This window comes from Megasphaera sp. AF13-6AC, from assembly GCF_027685385.1.
Lineage (GTDB): Bacteria > Bacillota > Negativicutes > Veillonellales > Megasphaeraceae > Megasphaera > Megasphaera micronuciformis.
In genome coordinates, this window is record NZ_JAQCUN010000210.1 from 1 (window position 1) to 1,459 (window position 1,459).

The window sequence follows — 1,459 nt, forward strand, 5'->3', positions numbered from 1 at the left end:
TGTCTGGCACTTAGCATACATGTCCCCCCGATGTAAATTCTTACAAGAAAATTTCGCCGTCAGACGTTGCTTTTTTACAGTTATGTTGTACTGCTTCCATCACGGCTTGCGGATCGGCACCGTCTTCAAATTCCACCTTCATCTTTAAAAGCATGAAATTGACATTGGCTTCCTTGACACCTTCCGTCTTATTGGCCGCCGTTTCCATTTTGGCTGCACAGTTCGGGCAGTCGACTTCAATTTTATAAGACTTCTTCATTTTTAAATCCCCCTCATTTTTATGTATGAATATCTGTTCATTTGTATTTCTACTGTATTCTATTAAATTTTGCTTTGGTTGTCAAGAGTTTTTTACACAAAAAGTACGGCCATAATCACAGATTATTATGACCGTATTTCCAAGAGTTAATGTAATTCCATAACCGCCATATGTCGTCCCGTCTTGCCCTTTTCCTTTCTATACGAAAAAAAGAGGTCCGTATGGGTATGAGTACATATGTCGGCACATTCGATATGATCCTTTTGAAGGCCTGCACGCAACAAAAGTCGCCTGTTGGCCTCCCACATGTTAAATAGATACTTGCCTTCTTTCGTCAGCTTATAAAGGTCTAGAACCTCCGTTTTTCCGAAAAGGTTCGTAAAGGCCTGTATAACATCGTCTCCCACTTCAAAGCGATCAGGACCCATGGCTGGGCCGATAGCCGCCAAAATGTCTTTAGCTTCGGATCCGAAGGCTTCTTTCATTTTTTCTACCGTAAGGCTCGCAATATTACCGGCCGTCCCTCGCCAACCGCCGTGAGCCAAGCCGATAGCCTTGCGAACAGGGTCAAAAAACAACAAAGGCGTGCAGTCTGCAAAATTCATGGTCAACGCCACGCCGGGTTCATTCGTAATCAAACCGTCGCAACCGGGCAGTGCGTCTTCCTTGCCTTCTACGCCGCGACCGCAGTCTTTTTTAGTAACCTGCTCAATATGCACGCCGTGTACCTGATTGCACCCCACCAGGTCTTTTATCGATATACCCAAGGCGTTAAAATACCGTCGTCTGTTTTCCTTAACGGCCTCTTTATCATCGCCCGTAGAAAAACTCATATTCAAACTTTTAAAATCTCCCGTGCTGATGCCGCCGAGCCGTGTCGATACGGCTGCCGTCAAGTCCTTATAAGGGGCAAATAGCCGGAAGGATACAAAAGATACTCCCTCTTTTTCTATAATATCGCTCATGTCGTCACCGCCTGTTACATATTCCGTATACATTACCGTCTGTTTCATTATACCAAATCTCTATTTTTTCTCGAAAGGTTTTTATTTATTCTCCTCTGTGCTATAGTAAAAATATCTTATACGATTTAGGAGGCTTATGATGGACTTTACATTAAAAGAACAATCTTCTGCCGAACTTACGGAAAAGGTTACTGAAAAAAATACGGCCATTGCCTATGCCAGCGGTACGGCTCCC

The 1,459-nt window shown here is 43.7% G+C and carries 2 protein-coding genes; both read right to left on the bottom strand.

Features of this window, described 5'->3' with window-relative positions:
* Nucleotides 1–40: 40 nt before the first annotated feature.
* The gene (locus tag PGX78_RS08205) at nucleotides 41–259 is read right to left on the bottom strand and encodes a cation transporter (RefSeq protein WP_270446455.1); all 219 of its coding nucleotides are present in this window, start codon (nucleotides 257–259) and stop codon (nucleotides 41–43) included.
* Between the two features lie 146 nt (nucleotides 260–405).
* Nucleotides 406–1,272 carry a peptidoglycan editing factor PgeF gene (gene pgeF, locus PGX78_RS08210; protein ID WP_270446457.1) on the bottom strand — a complete coding sequence of 289 codons (867 nt, stop codon included), beginning with the start codon at nucleotides 1,270–1,272 and terminating at the stop codon, nucleotides 406–408.
* Nucleotides 1,273–1,459 lie beyond the last annotated feature (187 nt).

Bases quoted from the DNA above. Each gene is read 5' to 3' on its own strand.
- pgeF (WP_270446457.1), bottom strand. From the start codon at position 1,272: ATGAAACAGACGGTAATGTATACGGAATATGTAACAGGCGGTGACGAC.
- PGX78_RS08205 (WP_270446455.1), bottom strand. From the start codon at position 259: ATGAAGAAGTCTTATAAAATTGAAGTCGACTGCCCGAACTGTGCAGCC.